The sequence below is a fragment of the Bacillus sp. GbtcB10 genome, assembly GCF_019091365.1.
Classification (GTDB): domain Bacteria; phylum Bacillota; class Bacilli; order Bacillales; family Bacillaceae; genus Bacillus; species Bacillus altitudinis.
The window spans coordinates 272651-286534 of the sequence record NZ_JAGXJP010000002.1; the positions used below are offsets into that span (position 1 = coordinate 272651).

General features: G+C 39.3%; 18 protein-coding genes and 1 other RNA gene. 6 read left to right on the forward strand and 13 right to left on the reverse strand.

The genetic code is table 11. The features are described from left to right. Positions 1–60: 60 nt before the first annotated feature. The 3 genes from KVT11_RS06810 to KVT11_RS06820 form a co-directional block, all read right to left on the reverse strand. A complete protein-coding gene (locus KVT11_RS06810) occupies positions 61–366 on the reverse strand; it encodes a metal-sensing transcriptional repressor (RefSeq protein WP_008347647.1) in 306 nt (101 codons plus the stop codon). A 97-nt stretch (positions 367–463) separates the two neighbouring features. Beyond that, complete coding sequence (locus KVT11_RS06815; RefSeq protein ID WP_076821121.1) at positions 464–919, reverse strand: DUF6376 family protein; 456 nt, start codon at positions 917–919, stop codon at positions 464–466. A 255-nt stretch (positions 920–1174) separates the two neighbouring features. Further along, positions 1175–2773 (reverse strand): histidine kinase N-terminal 7TM domain-containing diguanylate cyclase, encoded by a 1599-nt coding sequence (locus KVT11_RS06820; RefSeq protein ID WP_035389410.1) that lies wholly within the window; start codon positions 2771–2773, stop codon positions 1175–1177. A gap of 64 nt (positions 2774–2837) precedes the next feature. Here KVT11_RS06820 and KVT11_RS06825 point away from each other — a divergent pair, with 64 nt between their 5' ends. Both KVT11_RS06825 and KVT11_RS06830 read left to right on the forward strand, forming a co-directional pair. Further along, positions 2838–2993, forward strand: coding sequence for a hypothetical protein (locus KVT11_RS06825; RefSeq protein ID WP_017359231.1), 156 nt, complete (start codon positions 2838–2840; stop codon positions 2991–2993). Between the two features lie 19 nt (positions 2994–3012). Next, a complete protein-coding gene (locus KVT11_RS06830) occupies positions 3013–3258 on the forward strand; it encodes a hypothetical protein (protein ID WP_017359230.1) in 246 nt (81 codons plus the stop codon). Positions 3259–3360: 102 nt separating this feature from the next. Here the strand turns inward: KVT11_RS06830 and KVT11_RS06835 are convergent, their stop codons facing one another. After that, positions 3361–3927, reverse strand: coding sequence for a hypothetical protein (locus KVT11_RS06835; RefSeq protein ID WP_017359229.1), 567 nt, complete (start codon positions 3925–3927; stop codon positions 3361–3363). A 427-nt stretch (positions 3928–4354) separates the two neighbouring features. Here KVT11_RS06835 and KVT11_RS06840 point away from each other — a divergent pair, with 427 nt between their 5' ends. Further along, on the forward strand, positions 4355–5191 hold the full coding sequence (locus KVT11_RS06840; protein ID WP_116306219.1) for a hypothetical protein: 837 nt from the start codon (positions 4355–4357) through the stop codon (positions 5189–5191). Between the two features lie 110 nt (positions 5192–5301). On the opposite strand, the gene ssrA is transcribed toward KVT11_RS06840, so the two are convergent. The 7 genes from ssrA to KVT11_RS06875 all read right to left on the reverse strand — a co-directional run bounded on the left by ssrA (position 5302) and on the right by KVT11_RS06875 (position 10668). Continuing rightward, positions 5302–5665, reverse strand: a transfer-messenger RNA (tmRNA) gene (gene ssrA / locus KVT11_RS06845). A gap of 181 nt (positions 5666–5846) precedes the next feature. After that, positions 5847–6317: an SsrA-binding protein SmpB gene (gene smpB, locus KVT11_RS06850; protein WP_008347658.1), complete on the reverse strand. Its 471-nt coding sequence runs from the start codon at positions 6315–6317 to the stop codon at positions 5847–5849. Positions 6318–6456: 139 nt separating this feature from the next. Continuing rightward, the gene (rnr, locus tag KVT11_RS06855) at positions 6457–8796 is read right to left on the reverse strand and encodes a ribonuclease R (protein ID WP_046527453.1); all 2340 of its coding nucleotides are present in this window, start codon (positions 8794–8796) and stop codon (positions 6457–6459) included. 19 nt (positions 8797–8815) lie between these two features. Further along, positions 8816–9562 carry an alpha/beta hydrolase gene (locus KVT11_RS06860; RefSeq protein ID WP_116306221.1) on the reverse strand — a complete coding sequence of 249 codons (747 nt, stop codon included), beginning with the start codon at positions 9560–9562 and terminating at the stop codon, positions 8816–8818. 123 nt (positions 9563–9685) lie between these two features. Then, positions 9686–9919, reverse strand: a complete 234-nt coding sequence (secG, locus tag KVT11_RS06865) for a preprotein translocase subunit SecG (protein WP_003212746.1) — start codon at positions 9917–9919, stop codon at positions 9686–9688. A 187-nt stretch (positions 9920–10106) separates the two neighbouring features. After that, entirely contained in the window at positions 10107–10397 is a 291-nt protein-coding gene (locus KVT11_RS06870; protein WP_017359225.1) for an AbrB/MazE/SpoVT family DNA-binding domain-containing protein, read from the reverse strand. 37 nt (positions 10398–10434) lie between these two features. Further along, a complete protein-coding gene (locus tag KVT11_RS06875; protein ID WP_008347669.1) occupies positions 10435–10668 on the reverse strand; it encodes a helix-turn-helix domain-containing protein in 234 nt (77 codons plus the stop codon). 159 nt (positions 10669–10827) lie between these two features. Between KVT11_RS06875 and KVT11_RS06880 the strand changes: the two genes are divergently transcribed. The 3 genes from KVT11_RS06880 (at position 10828) to KVT11_RS06890 (ending at position 12167) form a co-directional block, all read left to right on the forward strand. After that, positions 10828–11232 (forward strand): helix-turn-helix domain-containing protein, encoded by a 405-nt coding sequence (locus KVT11_RS06880; protein WP_007500204.1) that lies wholly within the window; start codon positions 10828–10830, stop codon positions 11230–11232. Positions 11233–11362: 130 nt separating this feature from the next. Then, positions 11363–11764: a helix-turn-helix domain-containing protein gene (locus KVT11_RS06885; protein ID WP_096881866.1), complete on the forward strand. Its 402-nt coding sequence runs from the start codon at positions 11363–11365 to the stop codon at positions 11762–11764. Between the two features lie 82 nt (positions 11765–11846). Next, positions 11847–12167 (forward strand): catDE operon transcriptional regulator CatR, encoded by a 321-nt coding sequence (locus KVT11_RS06890; RefSeq protein WP_007500199.1) that lies wholly within the window; start codon positions 11847–11849, stop codon positions 12165–12167. A gap of 81 nt (positions 12168–12248) precedes the next feature. Here KVT11_RS06890 and KVT11_RS06895 read toward each other — a convergent pair whose 3' ends face one another. Next, complete coding sequence (locus KVT11_RS06895; RefSeq protein ID WP_008347676.1) at positions 12249–12938, reverse strand: ABC transporter permease; 690 nt, start codon at positions 12936–12938, stop codon at positions 12249–12251. Positions 12939–12959: 21 nt separating this feature from the next. After that, positions 12960–13877 carry an osmoprotectant ABC transporter substrate-binding protein gene (locus KVT11_RS06900; RefSeq protein WP_008347678.1) on the reverse strand — a complete coding sequence of 306 codons (918 nt, stop codon included), beginning with the start codon at positions 13875–13877 and terminating at the stop codon, positions 12960–12962. Positions 13878–13884 lie beyond the last annotated feature (7 nt).

The following is a 13884-nucleotide window of genomic DNA, read 5'->3' on the forward strand; positions in this document are numbered from 1 at the left end:
TTTCTATTTTTACTATACCCTAGTAGGGTATCATTGTAAACATAAATGATCCGCTGTTTGCTACGATTTTGTCAACTTCGTGAAGACATTCATCAACTCTTCAATGGCTTCATCCCCATTACCGCTCTTAATGGCATCTGCTACGCAATGATGTGTATGCTTTTCCATTAATTGAAGACTCACTTTTTTTAAAGCTGCATTGACAGCAGAAATTTGATTCACGACATCTATACAGTAACGATCGTTTTCAATCATTTGCTGAATCCCTCGCACTTGACCTTCCACTCGTTTTAAGCGGTTGATTAATTGCTCTTTTTCCTTCTCGGCTCTAGGCGAAGCGATATGTCTTTCTTCTTGTTCTGTCATCTGATCACCTTTTTTCTATCATACTTGTCTTACATTCCATTAAAGCATATCTTCACCTGAAAAGGCAAAGATATGCTGAGATCACCGTTTGTTTATTCTAGTTTGTCAACTGTTCAATATCTTGCAAAAGGTTGACGGATTGCTGAAGCTGCTTCATGAGGCCTTGCTGATCCTCTAAAATAGCTGCAGCATCGAAGTTGTCCATTTTCAATTGCTGTAAATAGGTTTGAATCTCCTCTGACAGTACTTTATTTTTCTCCATGATTTGTGCATGCAGGTCTTTTGCTATTGATGGGGCTGAGAGTTCATTAAATTCTTGAATGTCTGCTTTCAATGATTCAAGCTGCTGCGTCAAATCTGCTCTTTTGGCAGCATCTTGTACAGCTTCTTCCGCAAGCTGTGGAAAATCCTCTGTGAATTGCTGAATATCCATCACATACTCATTTGCTTCTGTGACATATGTCGTTGTATCGTTCACTTGGTCTAGCAGTCCAGAACATCCACTTAACAAAAACGTACCGGTAAATAGAAACGCCATCACATGTTGTTTCAAGATCCATCATCCTTTCATCTGCTATGTTGAAACCCCTCATTTGTCCAGCTCCCAACCACACAGATGCAAAAAGACCTTAAAAAAAGCCAGACCTTTGCCTCAAGTGTGATAGGCAAAGGTCTGGCTAACATGTTCATGCCGGAATGGCCGAGAAACAACGGATGTTTCTGTAATGACGACCAAACCGTAAAAGCTACTCCCCTTTAGGAAACCGTTCAAATGTTATGTTTATCATATCTAAATGAAGGACAACAGTCAATGAGAAGTAGGCGGAAGATCCTGCTTTTGGTACAGCATATAGTCCGAACCAGTTGATGCATAAATCCGATTACGTCCTTGGCGTTTTGACATATACAAGGCTTGATCTGCCTCAAATAGAAGCGTTTCTAATATAGAGGGATCATTCGCTGTATGGGCGACGCCAAAGCTTGCTGTCACTCTTACTTTTTTCTCATCTGTCTGAAAGAAACTCACTTCAAATGAATGTCTCATTTGTTCCGCAATACGACATGCCTCTTCAAATGAATGATGCGGCAGACAAATGGCGAACTCTTCTCCACCATATCGCCCAAATAAATCATCCATCTTCAAATGCTGCTGACAAATGGACACAACATGACGCAACGCCTCGTCTCCAATGTGATGGCCGTGCGTATCATTGATTTGTTTAAAGAAATCAATATCAAATAGCAGTATTGCGGTATCCTGCGCATCCTCTTCCAATAACATCTGCGTTCGTTCAATAAAGGAAGACCGATTGAAGATATTCGTCAAACCATCAATATATGCTCGGCGCTCCAGCTCTTCCTGCAATAGTCGCTGCTCAGTAACATCACTGATCACAATTTGCCTGCCTTCGACTTCGCCTCTTCTATTAAAAAGAGAAGAAGCAGTGAGATGATAATAGAAGGGCTGCTCTTTTTCCCACATTAAATCATACTGTGAATGATCCTGCGGAGAACGCAGCCACTGTATAAACGCCGGCTCTTTGATGATCCCTGAGAATATATCATCGATTTTATAGCCGATTCCCTTTTTAGCGAGCACAGGAATGATCAATGCAGCCGCAGGGTTATAATCAATCAGTGTTCGGTATCGATCCAATAGAAGAACACCTTCTGACATATGTTCAAACACACGCTCCATCGCAATGGGAGAGAGCTTAAAGAGATGAAAAGACATAATCGCCCATAAGTAGAGTGCGTTGGTTAAAAACATCACCACTGGTACTGGGTCAATGTGAAAGGGCGTGACACCTAATAAATAGATAAAAGAGGTGGTGATCGGTAATAATATCCCAACGAGCAAGATCAGAACCTGTTTCAAATAATCTTTCTTTACACGTAAAAACCAAAGCAGCATAAAAATAGCGAGCATGGAACAACCAAATGTATAGACCCCATGAATGATATACCAATAGCCAATGGTAAAATCAGCCAATAAAAACCCGTCTACTGTATTCATCGTGATGCTTCGGTAAAAGAGTGAATGAAAAGAGTTGGTGAACACCAAAATGGTGGTTAAAATTGGAATCAGCAAGAAGAGAAGCACGCGGCGCTTTGTTACATATTGATGGAAACCAGTAAACTGCAGCACAATCATCAGGCTGAACGGTGCAATGAACGGAAGACCTATGTATTGAAAACTAACCCAGAATGTAATTTCTTGAGGGGTGCGCGCCAATAATTCAAATGTATGTCCAAAAATATAAATCGCAGTTGCTCCAGACATATACATAAACAATTGACAGCCAATATACCGATGGCGATTTGCATGAGCAATGATTGATAATATTACGGACAGAATGCCAGAAACACTCATGATCACAATAAAATGTAAAACAATCGAATCCATGTAAACGCCCCAATTTCAGTTATTTAGAACTAGTCTAATCTTACTATATATGAGGACGTCTCAAATGGGAAGATGTGATTTTGATTTGGTTGGCGGTTTTTTGGAAAGCGTTCGTCATTTTACTAGTCGTGGCGCCTTATCTGTTCATTACTTTTTACTTATTTTATGGATAAAGCATATTGTAGCAAGTGAAATATCTGTACAATGTGGAGATGAATGAAAAGGAGGCTTGATAGGAGATGACTTTTTTGATCATCATGGCAGGTTTGTTCATGCTGATTCTTTTAGAGAAGCCATTTCAGAAGAAACGATCTGAGCTGTTATTTTTGATGAGTTATTTGCTGCTGATTGCGGTTTATGTGATTCAGACAACATTTGTGGAGATTATGCCTGATGGGCTTTTGTTGATGATGGCGGTGATTGTGGTTTGTCCTTTGTTTATTCGGTTGGTTCGGTTTTCTTCAAGGAACTTACATGAAAAGTAAGAAGGATGACAGTATGTAGCATCCTTCTTACGTTGTGAACTAAACTCGTTATTCTTAAGACCCTCTGAGCTTTGTAAAGCAGACGTCTTTTTCTTTACTTAATTATGAATTTGATTTATCTTTTTGTTTTTCATTTGATTTATTGTCTTTCATTTTACTCATCTCTTTTTTAGCATTATCCACTTCTTCTAAAGCTTTTTTCATTCTAGAATTCATGAAACTTAAATCATCATCACTGACTTTATCTCGCTTGATTACTTTTAAGATATCTTTGAAAAGTGATTCAAATTTGTCATCCGCTTTCACCAAGTACTCGTTTACTTTTTTATACGTATCAGGAACTTTAACTTCTTTGTCTTTGGCTTCGCTGAGTAATTCTCTCATGCTATCAATCTTTGTCTCAACATCACTAGCCCATTCTTTATCGTAAACCTCGTCTAAAGGAACCAACGATAAAACAAAAGACATAATTCTTTCTTCAAACCGTTTTAGATATCCCTTATACCATGATGCATATTCGCTATCAGTCATTTTTTCTATTTTTTCTTGTTTTGCTGCTGCTTTGTTTGATGAACCGTTTTCTGATTCATTTTTACCGCATGCTGTACCCATCATCAATGTAAATACTAAAAGAAATACTGAAATGATTGTCTTTTTGTTTGTTTTCATTTTTATGAATTACTCCTTATCCTTTGAGACTTTTTCTAATTCGTCAACTACTTTAGCTGTTTCATCATATGCTTTGTAGGGTCTATTCGAACTTTTTTCTTTTAACTAAAATGTCCCCCTGTCATTATCTGGTGATATTTCCCTACAAATTATCATCGGTTAAAAAATAGGTATATTTAGGTATTCTCCCTAACTTTCTAATAAAAAATTCTATAAGAAACAACCTAAGCATCTATCTTCCAGACACTAGATACGACGGCTTCTGAAAGTTTAAAAACAAGCTACATTGCCGAATCGCTTCTTAATTTTTGAATTTCAAGTGTGAAATGAATTACATGAAGTATATTAAAGTATAATAAAGAGGTTAAAAAATGAAGTTAGATAATCTTCTAATAAATAAAGAGTGGACATAAAGGAGAACTTACGAATGACTTTTGATGAATTAATGGAACTTTCAGAAGAAGAATTTATAAATTATGATTTCAAAAGAGAGGTTTTTGATTTAAGAAATTTAATATATGATGAAAAAAACCCTATTGCAAATATTATTCTATATAAAGGTAATATTTATGGTTCCCAATCTGATTGTGATAGATTACCTTTGACCCTCGAAATATACAAACGCTTATGGGGAAATCAATTTGAATTCTGGAATACTAAACAAACAGATTTTGTTGAGGCAAATGGAGAAACAATGAATTCATTTGTAACTCCTTACAAAGCCTTTTATAAGGAGACATATGATTTATCTAATCCTATATTTAAAGATTATGCAAAATTAACACACACAGTAGGTAATTTTATACCTGTATACGCCATCAAAAATAATAAAAATTGTTTTTCTCCTTTTAATAGCAAACGTTATAAATCTACCTATGATTATTGGGATCTAACTTTGAACCATATTAAAGTCATTTTAAATGATTTTATGAATAGTAATGATTCTATTGAGATTTTTTTAGAAAACACAATGAACAATAACACTTTTAAGTATAAAAAATATATTATTGAATCCGCTAAGTGGATTTTAAGTTTTAAAACTTGGCCTAATTTTGTGGAGAAGAATTTTTTGCAGAGCTTTTTAGAAAACCCAAAAGATTTAACCAGTGAACCAAAAGAATTTTGGCGCAATCACTTTAAAGGAACAGTTAGTACCAAAGATGAAAATAATCTGAGTGAATTTTTAACTTTTGTTAATCAAGCTATTCTTGAACGAAGTTCACTTATATATAAACAACTGAAACTAAATTATGAATTCCTATAATATTTGTAACAGCAACATATAGCAAAAGTTCATTGCAACTATAAAATTTCACGTATTTAAAAAGTGTCAAAACCCTTATCTAACATGGGTTTTGACACTTTTTTAAAATCATATGGAGACGGTGGGAGTCGAACCCACGTCCAGAGACATCGATTACTTAAGCGTCTACGAGCGTAGTCAACATATTTACGTGTTCACTCATCCTCATGCCTGCTGACGGGCGCTTGGAGAGCTAGTCTGATGGATCTCTTCTTACGTCCTCAGACGAAAACGTAAGCGTAGCCTACTTCATTGGGCTCCTCACAGACACATAGGCGATGTCAGGAAGAGCTCGCTGCGCTTATTAGGCAGCTAGTGCTAAGTTTTGGTTAAAACTTTTAGTTTTGCCAGTTACATTTAGGTGCGTGTTAACGAGATCGCCTCTCGGCTCGCAGCCTAAGCTCGAACCATCCCTGTCGAATCCGTAACGTCCCCTTGTAAAAGGGATATACGGGATGGAAACGTTCTTTAGCTTAACTGCTTCCGTATATGACTATTATAACAATCTCATCGCTCGAAACAACTGGTGGTTTCTGTAAAAAGACGACGATGATTGTTTACTGCATAACATATTGTAGCATAATGCTTCCGCTCTCAGCAAGCCATCTGCATGCGTCTAGAATTGCTTTTGCCGGTCACGGAAAGCTCGCTCGATTTCACGTTTCGCATCTTTTTTCTTCAGATCTTCACGTTTATCATATTTCTTCTTCCCTTTACCGACTCCAATTAGCACTTTGGCAAAGCCATTTTTCAAATAGAGTTTAATGGGAACAAGTGAGTAGCCCTCTTCCTTTGTCGCACCAATCAATTTACTGATTTGTTTGCGGTGAAGCAGTAGCTTTCTCGTTCTGAGCGGATCATGGTTATAACGGTTCCCCTGTTCGTATGGGCTCACGTGCATATTGTGAAGAAACACTTCTCCTCGTTCGATTTTGGCAAAGGAATCTTTTAAATTCACTTTTCCTGCTCGAATGGATTTGATTTCAGTTCCTTGTAATACAAGGCCGGCTTCGTATGTTTCTTCTATAAAATAATCATGATTGGCTTTTTTGTTTTGGGAAACAACCTTTCCCTCTCCCTTTGGCATTGGCGTACACCCTCCTTTTGACACAGACACGGTCCAAATCGTACGGATTATTTTATCAAACAATCCAGCTTTCGACAATGCTGCTGCCACGTGGTCAAAAAGCAAATAGAGCGTGATGCCCTATTTGCTTTTTGTCACGTTACTTTTTCTTTTTGCGCTTTTGTTTCGGTGCGTTATCAAATACGCGTTTTTTCTTTTTCTTCTTTTTACGACCTGTAAACCAGTCGCCGCCTTTATCCTCTTTGCCTTTTTCCCCAGAGGCCTTTTGACCTCCGCGTCCTTTTTTGGCTGGTGGATCTGTCCGTTTTTTGAACTTGAAGTCTTTTGGTGATTTACGGCGAGTGCCTTTCATCCCGACGATTTCAAAATCAATGGAATGCTCATCTTTATTCACACTCACCACTTTGACAGTGATTTCGTCACCGATACGGTAGACATTCCCTGTACGTTCACCGATCATGGCAAAGTGCTGTTCATCAAAACGATAGTAATCGTCTGTCATGTAGCTCACATGGACAAGACCTTCTATCGTATTCGGCAGTTCAACGAATAGTCCGAAATTCGTGACGGAACTAATCATACCATCAAACTCTTCACCGATTTTATCAAGCATATACTCTGCCTTTTTCAGGTCATCTGTTTCGCGCTCAGCATCAACAGAGCGGCGCTCCATTGTAGATGCATGATCTGCGATTTCTGGCAGCAGTTGGCCCCACTTTTCAAGGGTCGCTTCGTCTGTCTTTTTCTCTATTAAATAGGTTCTGATCAGCCTATGCACGATTAAGTCAGGGTAACGGCGGATCGGCGATGTGAAGTGTGTATAAAATTCGGTAGATAATCCAAAATGTCCAATGCTTTCTGGATCATACTTCGCCTGTTTCATTGAGCGAAGCATCACAGTTTGAATCACGACTTCTTCCGGCTGATCACGGACGGCATCAAGTACACTTTGAAGTGCGCGCGGGTGAATGTTCGTTGACGTCCCTTTCACAATGTAACCAAACGTCGTCACGAACTCTAAAAAGCGCTGAAGCTTCTCAGGATTTGGTTCTTCGTGAATTCGATAAATGAACGGAACATTCATCCAGTGGAAATGCTCGGCAACTGTTTCGTTTGCCACCAGCATGAATTCTTCAATTAATTTTTCGGCAACAGAACGTTCACGAATGACGACGTCTTTCGCTGCGCCTTCATCATCTACAAGCACTTTTGCTTCCTTGAAGTCAAAGTCGACTGCTCCACGCTCCATTCGCTTGTCACGCAGAATTTCTGCAAGCTTCTCCATCTCTTGGAACATTGGCACTAACGGCTCGTATTTGTCTAAAAGTTCTTCATCTTGGTCAACTAAAATCTTATTCACATCGGAATAGGTCATTCTTTCCGTCGTTTTGATCACACTTTGGAAAATTTCGTGTTTGACGACTTTCCCACTACGATCAATGATCATTTCACAAGAGAGTGTGAGACGATCAACCTTCGGATTCAATGAGCAAATGCCATTTGACAGGCGATGAGGAATCATTGGAATGACGCGGTCGACAAGGTACACACTCGTTCCGCGCTCATAGGCTTCCTGATCAATCGGCGAATTCTCTGTAACATAATGAGAAACGTCTGCAATGTGCACGCCGAGCTTATATTTGCCATCATCGAGCTTTTGCACGGTTACGGCATCATCTAAGTCCTTTGCATCTGCACCGTCAATCGTCACGATCGTTTCATTGCGCAGATCACGTCTACCTTCAAGGTCCTTTTCATCGATCGTTTCAGGTGTGTCTGCTGCCTGCTGGAGCGCTTCTTCCGGAAACTCACCTGGTAGACCGTGTTTATGAATAATCGATAAAATATCGATGCCAGGGTCATTTTTGTGACCGAGAATTTCCGTCACTTCACCCTCTGCGCTCATTCTTCCTTCTGGATAGCTTGTCAGCGTGACAACGACTTTATGACCTTCAACCGCTCCGTTTTTAGCGGATTTTGGAATGAAGATATCGTTTGTGATTTTTTTATCATCAGGAATGACAAAACCAAAACTTTTCGTTTCTGTATAGGTACCGACAACCGTCTGAGTATTACGCTCTAGTATACGGATGACCGTTCCTTCTTTTTTGGTGCCATTTGATTTGTGGCTGACACGAACCATAACGGTGTCGCCATTCATTGCTGTGCCTAGCTCATTTGGCGGAATGAAAATATCATCCTGTCCAAACTCTTCTGGTGTCACAAATGCAAATCCTTTTGCATGAGCAGACAGCTTCCCTTTTACCAAGTTCATTTTTTCCGGTACACCATAGCGGTCGCTGCGGGTACGGACGATAAGCCCCTGATCCTCTAATATCACAAGTGCTTTGACGAGCTCTTTATAATCATCTGGATTGGTAATTTCCATCATGACTTCTAATTCTTGTACTGTTAATGGTTTGTACGCCTCTTCTTGCATAAACGCAAGTAATTCATCCATAAATTCTTCTTTTTGCACACTCTAACCCCCTATATATTTAAATTGACCAATCGAGTGATTCTAAGAATGCATATACATCCTGATGAACCTTCTCCCGCTCTTTATCAAGCGTGATAACATGGCCCGATTCTTCATACCACTTTAAATGTTTTTCATCTGTCTCTACTTCGTTATAAATAATGTTTGCACTGTCTGTATTAATCATATGATCATGACGTGCCTGAACAACAAAAGTAGGTGAATAAATCATGTCAACATTGTTTCTGACATCTGCAATGAGTTCTTGAAGAGCCTTGAGCGTACCCATTGGTGTTTTCTTGAACTCTTCCATCTCTTGCTCAATTTGATCCTCTGACTTACCCTCGAATTTTTTATAGTTACGGGCATAATCTAGTACACCCTGGTACATGACTTCTTCACTTTTTATGTACATAGGTGCACACATAGGTACAATTCCCTTTACAGGTACAGTGTAACCTAATTTCAATGAAAAAACTCCTCCGAGGGATAGTCCGCAGACCGCAATTTCCTCATAACCTTCGCCTTTTAAAAATTGATAGCCTTCTTCTACATCTTTCCACCAATCTGTAGGACCTGTATGAACAAGCTCCTCTGGCGGTACACCGTGTCCTTTGTATTGAGGTGCATGGCATGTATAGCCTCTTTCATTCAAATAACGCCCAAGCATACGAACATCGGCTGTATTCCCAGTAAAACCGTGAAGAAGAAGCACCGCCTTTTCTCCACCTTTAAACGTAAATGGTTTTGGTGTAACAACTTTCATGATGTGACTTCCTTTCCTTCTGATATGGTTTATATTTTCCACTTGTATGTATGAAACAAACACAAAAGAGTGCTGATAATAAAAAAAGGTCTGAAAAAAGATCAGACCTTCTGTTACTCGCGCCTACACGCCTAAATATGCCAATGCAAGTGTTAAGATGAAGAAAAGCACTGACAAAATGACAGTTAATCGGTGAAGAATCAAGTCAAGACCTCTCGCTTTTTGCTTACCGAAAAGCTGCTCGGCTCCACCTGAAATAGCGCCTGACAGTCCTGCACTTTTACTTGATTGTAATAATACAACGATGATAAGTGCGATACTGACAATTACGAGTAATGTGATAACAAATGCGTGCATGAAAACACCTCCAGACAAACTGGTACACATAACTTTATTTTACATGAAAACAAGGTGCATGTCACGAAACATCAAAATAAAGATTTCCTATATATTGTCGACTTTATATGTCATTTTGATTCAATTTCGCTCCAATGGATTGTATGCAGCATTTTTTATATGCAATTTTTGAGGTTAAAAAACGTTTTTAGCGAGTTGCTTCTTCTTTTAAGAGCTGTTTTAATTCTACTAACAACCGTTCAGCTCCTTCAGGACTCAGTATGACATTTCCGTTTCCATAGCTTTTGTTGTATTTCGTTATTTGGCCAGTTAATAAGCAGCTCTTATCTGCATCATATTTTTTCAGCATAATGGTTTGATCTTCGATGAAAATTTCTAACAGCTGCTCTTCTTTTATATTGAGTACCTTTCGCATTTCTGAAGGCAGAACAATTCTGCCAAGCGAATCGATGTGTCTTACCATTCCAGTTCTTTTCAATGAAGCCGCCTCCTTAATGATCAAACAATGATTTCATTCATTGACTTTTGTCAACATCTTCATAGTAAAATAAATCTTCAAATTTTTTATCAAAGTAATGAATCATTTTGCCAATGACAAGCTGTCCTGGCTTCCGGTGACCATTCAATACCCTGCTGAGTGTGGCAGGAGAGATGCCAATTTCATCTGCGAGCTGATTTAAAGACATATCGTTTTCGATCATATACTGCATCACAAAAGCCCGCCTGATCTGAATCTTTTCGACCATCATTACAACCTCCCTATAGGATCAATATGTACAACATTTAGGTAGGACTCTCATATCTCCCGGATTCATTAACTTATGTCAACACTTTTACGCCCTTTCTATTTCCTTTGGTCAATGATCATACTAAAATAAGTCATATACTGAAATGTGAGGTTCGATGACATGAATCACTTTGGTGAACAATTACGCATTTTAAGAGAGAATAGAAAGATGTCTGTCAATCAACTCGCCATGTATTCAGGCGTAAGCGCTGCCGGTATTTCTCGGATTGAGAATGGAAAGCGTGGTGTGCCAAAGCCTTTAACCATAAAAAAATTAGCACGCGCTTTGAAGGTGCCTTATGAGGATTTAATGCTGCTTGCCGGTTATATTGAACAGGAAAAAGTGCATGAAATGAAACCGAAATATGAATCCATATTAAAAATCTATCAAACGGCGCTTCAAAAGGATGTAGAACATCTCCCTATTTTCGATGGAGACCAATGGGAAACACTCACCGCACAAGACATCAGCCAGCTGAATCAATACTTTCTCACGCTCATTAACCAAAAAAAGGCGAACAAATAGCGGGGCATAAACATAAGATACATCCACCATTAACTAATGTCAATATTTTCATGGTACACTTATTGCCAATAGTCAACAAATCGAGTACACTAGAGATAACTAATCTTTAACCATGTGAGGTTTTGAGTTGATGAACTTCGGTGCATATTTAAGAGCATTACGTGAGAAAAGGAAACTATCGGTGAACCAATTAGCGATGTATTCAGAGGTCAGCGCTGCTGGTATTTCTCGGATTGAAAACGGGAAACGCGGCATTCCGAAACCTCCTACAATTAAAAAACTAGCAAGTGCATTAAAAGTACCTTATGAGGACATGATGCAGGCTGCAGGGTATATTGAAGAAGCATCTTCTGCCTATGTCATAAAGGAAGAAGAAACGGCTTTTACCCAAATAAAAGAAGCAGCAGAGCAATATGAACTTGATGATCTTGAAATATTTAATGGGGACATATGGTCCACCCTTTCTAAACATGAAATAGAGGATTTAAACCGCTATTTATTATTTCTACTAAACAGCCGTTCGTCATCGTAAAATGTTTTGATCATTGACAAGCTTTTTGCGCCGATTTTTGACAGAATTACGGTATAATGGGTTCAGATTGGAGTGAAGAAAGATGAATCAATCTGATATGTGCCCGCGGTTTGAAAAAGCAGTTGAGTTATTAAGTAAACGCTGGGTGGCACTGATTGTTTTTCAGCTTCTCTCAGGTTCACAGCGCTTTAGTGAAATCGAAGCAGCTCTGACCAATTTAAGCGGAAGGGTTTTATCTGAGAGATTAAAAGAGCTGGAAGCAGCAGGCATTGTAAAACGGGAGGTTTTTGCTGAAACACCCGTGCGTATTGAGTATTCATTAACTGATATGGGGCGCTCACTTGCACCCGTTTTTGAGGAAATTGCGAAGTGGTCCTCTGAATGGATCACACTTGAATCATAAATGTCTCCTGATGTGAGCCGCCTAATCATGATAAAAAAACCTCCCCTACAGATGTAGAGGAGGTTTTGTCTTTTCAAGCATTTATGCGGACGTCATGTTTTTTTCAGCTAATGCCTTGCTTTCTTTTTTCTTGTTGGTTGGGCTTAAATAGCGTTCAAGCCAGCCCATGACAAGGTCGGCAATAATGGCCATGAGCGCAGTTGGAATAGCACCTGCTAAAATAATGGCTGTTCCGTTTGTCGCGTTTGATCCTCTGATGATAATATCACCAAGTCCTCCAGCACCAACAAATGTCCCAATCGCTGTAATACCGATTGCGATCACAAGTGCGGTTCTTAAACCAGCCATAATGACAGATAAAGCAAGCGGTAATTCAACCATTCTCAGCACTTGCCATTTCGTCATGCCCATCGCTTTCCCCGATTCTAAATAGGCATGCTCAATGCTGACAATACCTGTGTACGTGTTACGGATAATCGGCAGAAGCGAATATAAAAAGAGTGATAAGATGACTGTATTTGCACCAAGTCCTAATACAAGCATCAACACAGAAAGCATCGCTAACGCTGGAATGGTTTGAATGACATTGGTTATCGCGAACACCCAATTGCTCAATTTGCGGTAATGCGCCACAAAGATGCCGACTGGTATTCCGACAATTGCCGCAAACAATACCCCATACGCTGACATGAGGAAATGCCGGTAAAATTCTTCTAACACATATGAACCGTTCTGTTGATAATACGCCCATAATTGCTGCAGTGTGTCCATCAGCTCTGACACCTCCCAATCTTACTCAAAGTAATTGTGTTTCTTTAGAAAATCTCTCGCAACAGTCGCTGGTTCTTTTAGTTCTCCATCGACTTGATAATTGAGCTCTTGCATTTGTTCGGTATCGATTTTTCCAATCAACCTGTTGATCACCTTGTCCAGTCCTGGATTTTCTTTTAATACCTTCTCAGGGACAACTGGTGATGCATCGTATGGTGGGAAGAATCGTTTATCATCTTTTAAGATTTTGAGATTATACGCTTTGATCCGGCCATCTGTTGAATAGGCAAGCACAATATCCATTTTTTCATTTTTCAATGCGTCATAGACTAGACCGATCTGCATCGGAAAAGTGCTTCCAAATTCAATTCCGTATGTTTTCACAAACCCTTCGTAACCGTCACCTTTCTTTTTCAGCCAAATATTATCCACACCGAAGCGATAATTTTTGGCATTCTTTTTTAAATCAGAGACTGTTTCTAGGTTGTTTTCCTTCGCCATCTTCTGCGTCACAGCAAAGGCATACGTATTATCAAACCCATAGGAATCAAACCATTTGTAATCATAGCGTTTTTTGAATTCTTTCTGGACGATTTCCATTGCACGCTTTGGATCTTTTTCTGCATCCATTCCTAGCGTACTTGTTAAATCCGTGCCTGTATATCGTGTTGCCGAAATGTCGACATCCCCGTTTTCCATTGCTTTCTGCTGTACGGTATTTGAGCCTAAATTCTTCACAATGGTTGTCTTTTTATCTGTGTAATGCTCAATGATGTCTCCCACCATATAGGCCATAATTTCTGATTCTGTAAAGTTTTGTGCACCGATTCGCAGCGTGCTCCCTGAAGAGCCGGCTAGTCCAGGAAGTGAACAGCCACTTATGAATAGCAAGCATCCGGCAAGCAGTGCACTGATCCATTTTGTTTTTCGATTCTTCACATGAGCC

Bases quoted from the DNA above. Each gene is read 5' to 3' on its own strand.
- KVT11_RS06810 (WP_008347647.1), bottom strand. From the start codon at position 366: ATGACAGAACAAGAAGAAAGACATATCGCTTCGCCTAGAGCCGAGAAG.
- smpB (WP_008347658.1), bottom strand. From the start codon at position 6,317: ATGCCAAAGGGAGAGGGAAAGGTTGTTTCCCAAAACAAAAAAGCCAAT.
- KVT11_RS06880 (WP_007500204.1), top strand. From the start codon at position 10,828: ATGAATCACTTTGGTGAACAATTACGCATTTTAAGAGAGAATAGAAAG.
- KVT11_RS06875 (WP_008347669.1), bottom strand. From the start codon at position 10,668: ATGATGGTCGAAAAGATTCAGATCAGGCGGGCTTTTGTGATGCAGTAT.
- secG (WP_003212746.1), bottom strand. From the start codon at position 9,919: ATGCACGCATTTGTTATCACATTACTCGTAATTGTCAGTATCGCACTT.
- KVT11_RS06820 (WP_035389410.1), bottom strand. From the start codon at position 2,773: ATGGATTCGATTGTTTTACATTTTATTGTGATCATGAGTGTTTCTGGC.
- KVT11_RS06840 (WP_116306219.1), top strand. From the start codon at position 4,355: ATGACTTTTGATGAATTAATGGAACTTTCAGAAGAAGAATTTATAAAT.
- KVT11_RS06835 (WP_017359229.1), bottom strand. From the start codon at position 3,927: ATGAAAACAAACAAAAAGACAATCATTTCAGTATTTCTTTTAGTATTT.
- KVT11_RS06825 (WP_017359231.1), top strand. From the start codon at position 2,838: ATGGGAAGATGTGATTTTGATTTGGTTGGCGGTTTTTTGGAAAGCGTT.
- KVT11_RS06885 (WP_096881866.1), top strand. From the start codon at position 11,363: ATGAACTTCGGTGCATATTTAAGAGCATTACGTGAGAAAAGGAAACTA.
- KVT11_RS06890 (WP_007500199.1), top strand. From the start codon at position 11,847: ATGAATCAATCTGATATGTGCCCGCGGTTTGAAAAAGCAGTTGAGTTA.
- KVT11_RS06895 (WP_008347676.1), bottom strand. From the start codon at position 12,938: ATGGACACACTGCAGCAATTATGGGCGTATTATCAACAGAACGGTTCA.
- KVT11_RS06830 (WP_017359230.1), top strand. From the start codon at position 3,013: ATGACTTTTTTGATCATCATGGCAGGTTTGTTCATGCTGATTCTTTTA.
- KVT11_RS06860 (WP_116306221.1), bottom strand. From the start codon at position 9,562: ATGAAAGTTGTTACACCAAAACCATTTACGTTTAAAGGTGGAGAAAAG.